The 4,614-nt window shown below is 71.9% G+C and carries 4 protein-coding genes and 1 pseudogene; 1 reads left to right on the top strand and 4 read right to left on the bottom strand.

The features are described from left to right. Nucleotides 1-141 precede the first annotated feature (141 nt). The 4 genes from AC07AZ_RS31085 to proS form a co-directional block, all read right to left on the bottom strand. A complete protein-coding gene (locus tag AC07AZ_RS31085; protein WP_005479813.1) occupies nt 142-381 on the bottom strand; it encodes an RNA-binding protein in 240 nt (79 codons plus the stop codon). Between the two features lie 2 nt (nt 382-383). Beyond that, nucleotides 384-812 (bottom strand): 30S ribosomal protein S16, encoded by a 429-nt coding sequence (gene rpsP / locus AC07AZ_RS31080; RefSeq protein ID WP_478853621.1) that lies wholly within the window; start codon nt 810-812, stop codon nt 384-386. A gap of 360 nt (nt 813-1,172) precedes the next feature. Continuing rightward, entirely contained in the window at nt 1,173-1,775 is a 603-nt protein-coding gene (locus AC07AZ_RS31075; protein WP_356035017.1) for a hypothetical protein, read from the bottom strand. A gap of 260 nt (nt 1,776-2,035) precedes the next feature. Further along, nucleotides 2,036-3,451, bottom strand: a complete 1,416-nt coding sequence (proS, locus tag AC07AZ_RS31070; protein ID WP_478853619.1) for a proline--tRNA ligase — start codon at nt 3,449-3,451, stop codon at nt 2,036-2,038. Nucleotides 3,452-3,653: 202 nt separating this feature from the next. Here proS and AC07AZ_RS31065 point away from each other — a divergent pair. Beyond that, nucleotides 3,654-4,499, top strand: a pseudogene (locus AC07AZ_RS31065) (SAM-dependent methyltransferase); the annotation flags it as partial. Between the last annotated feature and the right edge of the window lie 115 nt (nt 4,500-4,614).

Genomic DNA, 4,614 nt, shown 5'->3' with positions numbered 1-4,614 from the left:
CCTGCTGGCGGTCGCGGCCCTGGGCGCCCTCTGCACCCCCCCCCCCCCCCCCCCCCCCCCCCCCCCCCCCCCCCCCACCCGCCCCCCCCCCCCCCCCCCCCCCCCCCCCCCCCCCCCCCGAGCCGGTGCTGTGTTTCGGCGTCAGCGGACGTGGTCCACGTCGACGAGGTCGACGCGCACTCCGCGGCCGCCGATGGCGCCCACGACGGTACGCAGTGCGCGCGCGGTGCGGCCGTTGCGGCCGATCACCTTGCCGAGGTCGTCGGGATGGACCCGGACCTCGAGCACGCGCCCGCGGCGCAGGTCACGCGAGGCGACCTGCACGTCGTCGGGGTTGTCTACGATGCCCTTCACGAGGTGCTCGAGAGCCTCCTCGAGCATGCTCAGGCCTCGGTCGGCGCAGCCGCAGAGGACTCGGCGGTGGCGTCGTCCTTCTTCTCGGCCTTCTTCTTCTGGGTGATGGCCTCGCCCTTGCCCTCGTCGTCGCCGCCAAGGGCTTCGAACAGGGGACGCGCGGCCTTCGGGGCCGGCTGCAGCAGCGGAGCCGGGGCGGGCTCGCCCTTGAACTTCTGCCAGTCGCCGGTCTTCTTCAGGATCGCGAGCACGGGCTCGGTCGGCTGCGCGCCGACGGAGAGCCAGTAGGCCACGCGGTCGGCGTTGACCTCGATGCGCGAGGGGTTCTGCACCGGGTGGTACAGGCCGATCTCCTCGATGGCCCGGCCGTCACGGCGGGTACGGGAGTCGGCGACGACGATGCGGTAGTGAGGCGCGCGGATCTTGCCCAGACGCTTCAGCTTGATCTTGACTGCCACGGAAGTGGTGTCTCCTGGTCTTGACGTGGTTGGGCACGGCGAGATGGCCGCGTGGGGTTGCGGTACCCGAGTGCCCGATGGACGCGTCAGCCGGAGGAGAGAGGGGTCCTGTGCGGCTGTCGAGTACAGCTAGCCATTGTGCCACACCCGGCGCGTCGCTCTTACCCCGGTCCACCGGGCATGCCTGAGGGACACTCGGCGCCACCCGGCGCCGTCCGACCCGCCCGCGCCGCGCCGGCGGCCCGGCCGTCCTCGCGCGGCCGCCGGTGTCCGGGGCCGCGCGGGGCGACCGCGGAAACCGGCACGCCCGCGTCCACGCCGTCTGCTTGTCCGGCACCCACGAGATGCCGGGATGCGCAGTCAGCCGGCGGCCGCGCCGACGACCTCCGGGATGCGGAACGGCTTTCCGCAGCCGCCGCAGACGATCGGCGCCTGGGCCAGCACGGAGGGGACGACCCGTACGTTGCGGCCGCAGTCACAGACCGCCTTGACGCGCACGCCCCCGCCGGAGGAGCCGTGCCGGGCGGCCGGTCCGCGGAAGGAGCGGGCGGTGTCCGCGGCGGTCGCGGCCGTGTGGGCCTTGAGCGCGCGCTGGAGGCGTTCCATGGTCGGGCGGTAGCGGCGCTTGGCCTCGGGGTTGAGCGTGACCAGGGAGAACCCGCTGCTGGGATGTGGTTCCTCGGGGTGGTCCAGGCCCAGTTCCTCGGCGATCGCGAGGAATCGGCGGTTGTGGTAGCGGCCGGCACGGGACGTGTCGCGCACCCCGCGCGAGGCGGCGATGCCATGGACTGCCTCGTGAAGCAGCCGCTCGAAGGAGAGCTCGTGCCCGCAGGCGGACGAGGACTCTCCGATCAGGGACTCGGGCGCGGCAAGATCGGGCAGCTCGGGGTGGTACCGCTGGATGTCGGCCCACGCCTGCGCCAGCTCTGCGGCGAGAACAGGTGGTGTCTGTGTCGTGCTCACGTAATGACAACGAGCCTGGGTGCCCCTGTGTTCCGATTCCGGGGCATCCCAAATAATTTGCACGTACCCGTCAGTTGCCGCTGATGCGTCCTGACGAGGGCGGGTGCGCTGATCTGCGGAGAAGCCTCACAGCTCATACCAAGCTGGTGCGTAGTCCTCCGTACGGCCCCGCGCGTAGACGATGTCGGCACGCGGGGGCGCGCGTGACCCGCGGGTGCGCAAGGGGCGTTTCGGCCGCTCGCGCGCCGGAGTCCCCCGCCTCAGTAAGCGCGCGCGACGACGGCGACGTTACCGGGCGCGTCCTCGGTGCCGGGCACCGACCCGTCCTCGGCGACCAGACACCGTACGGTGACGGCGTGCTCGGCCAGCCTGGCCTCGCCCTCCGTGCCGAGCGCCGCCCACGGGATCCGCGCCCACCCGCCGGCGCCGGCGACGTCGACTGCCTCCTCGATCGTCGACACCTCCGAGGTCCGGGACACGCGGCGCTCGCGGGACTGCGCCAGGAGCAGTGCCTGGTCCTCGCGCAGGACACCGGGCAGCATTCCGGCGAGGGCGTCGACGGCCACCGGCTCCTTGCCTCCCGGGATGCGGCGGACCAGCATCGCCGTGCCGTTCTCCAGGTCACGGGGGCCGATCTCGATCCGTACGGGCACGCCCTTCAGCTCCCAGTCGACGGCCCGGCGCCCGAAGGGGACATCCGTACGGTCGTCCACCCGGACGCGTACGCCCGCCGCCCGCAGCCGGTCGCCGATCTCACGGACCTTGGCCAGAACCGCCTCGTCGCCCTTGATCGCGAGGACGACGGCCTGGATCTGCGCGAGGTTCGGCGGGACCCGGAGGCCGTCGTCGTCGCCGTGCATCATCACCAGGGCGCCGATCATGCGGGTGGTCGAACCCCAGGACGTCTGCCAGACGAGTTCCCGCGTGCCGTCCTTCGACAGGTACCGGGTGTTGAAGGCCCTGGCGAAGTTCTGACCCAGCTCGTGGCTGGTGGCCATCTGCAGGGCCTTGCCGTCGCCCATCATGCCTTCGAGCGTGAGGGTGTTGATCGCCCCCGCGAAGCGCTCCCTGACCGTCTTGCGGCCGGGAACCACGTCCATGGCGAGGACGTTGACCATGAAGTCCTCGTAGACCCGGCGGTGGATGTGCGCGGCGAAGTCGCGGGCCTCCTCGTAGGTGGCGTGCGCGGTGTGGCCCTCCTGCCAGAGGAACTCGCTGGTGCGCAGGAAGAGGCGGGGTCGGAGTTCCCAGCGCACCACGTTGGCCCACTGGTTGATCAGCAGCGGCAGGTCGCGGTAGCTCTGCACCCACTTCGAGAAGTACTCGTTGACGATCATCTCGGAGGTGGGGCGGACGACCGCGGGTTCCTCGAGTTCCTTGCCGCCGCCGTGGGTGACCACGGCGAGCTCGGGTGCGAAGCCCTCGACGTGGTCGGCCTCCTTGGCGAGGTAGGACTGCGGGATCAGGACCGGGAAGTAGGCGTTCTCGGTGCCCGTCTCCTTGATCCGGGCGTCCATCTCCTGCTGCATCCGCTCCCACAGGCCGTATCCGTACGGTCGGATCACCATGCTGCCGCGCACCGGGCCGTTGTCGGCCAGCTCCGCCTTGTTGATCAGATCCTGGTACCAGCGCGGGAAGTCGTCCGCCCGCGGGGTGAGTACGGGTGCCTTGGCCATGGCGCGATGGTACGGCGCCAAGTTGCCGGGATGTGAAATCTCGCCACATGCGGGCACACACCGCAAGCCGGGACCTACAACCCCTGGACGCGCGGTCGAGTGCGGAGTTACCTGACATACGGGGGGAGTACGAGCGCACGTCACGGGGGCCATGTGATCGGGCAAAGAGACAACAACTCTCGGCGGATTGGGGCGCTTTTCTATGTCACCTACGCTCGTGCGACAGCACCTGTCCCCCACGGGACCCGCGTCCCGCGTGGACCGGAGTGCACGCGCGCGTGACTGGTCGGAGATCCAGGAGCGGATGCTGGTACCGCTCTACGAGGCCGTCTACGAGCGACTCGAAGTGGGCCCGCGGACACGCTTGCTGGGCCTCGGCTGCGGTTCCGGGCTGGCCCTGCTGATGGCCGCGTCGAGAGGCGCCGCGGTCACCGGGGTCGAACCCGGCGCCCCCGAGCGGCTCGCCCTGGCACGGCAACGGCTGCTTCCGAACGCGCCCGGCGGACACGTCCGCGGCGACACCCGGCTCGTCGACGGCCCACCGGGCGACGCGGCGGACGCGACGAAGCCGCCGTACAACCTGGTGACCGCCTTCGAGCCGCTCGGGTACCACACGGACGACGCTGCGGAGCTCGGCTCACTGCTGGCCGCGGCGACACCGCTCGCCGGGCACGGGGCGCCGGTGGTGCTGGTCGACTGGGGGCCGCCGGAGCGGTGCGCCACGTCGAGCGTGCTGCGGATCGCCGGGAAGCGGGAGGCCGCGCAGCGCGGCGGAGGAGGCCGGCGCCCGGCCGTGCGCGACGACCTGGAGGAGGTCGCCGGTCGCGCCGGGCTCAGGCCCGACGGCTCGGGCCGGGTCGCCTGCCCCTTCGGCTACGCGGATGTCGGCAGCGCCGTCCGCGGACTGCTGTCGACCGGCCTGTTCGACACGGCGATCGCCGCGAGGGACCGGGCGCAGGTCGACAAGGAGCTGACGGAGGCCCTGCACCCCTACCGGCGGCGGGACCGGACCGTGTGGATGCCGAACGTGTTCCGGTACCTCATCGCGGGGGGGGGGGGGGGGGCCCCCCCACCAACCAGGGGAACCCCCCGACATCCGGCCCCGGAACTCTTTGCACCCTCCTGCAGTTTGGAGGCCTTGGGGGGGTGTTTGGCGGGGACGC

The organism is Streptomyces sp. NPDC043878, assembly GCF_056435735.1.
This window is presented reverse-complemented; position numbering and strand designations above follow the sequence as displayed.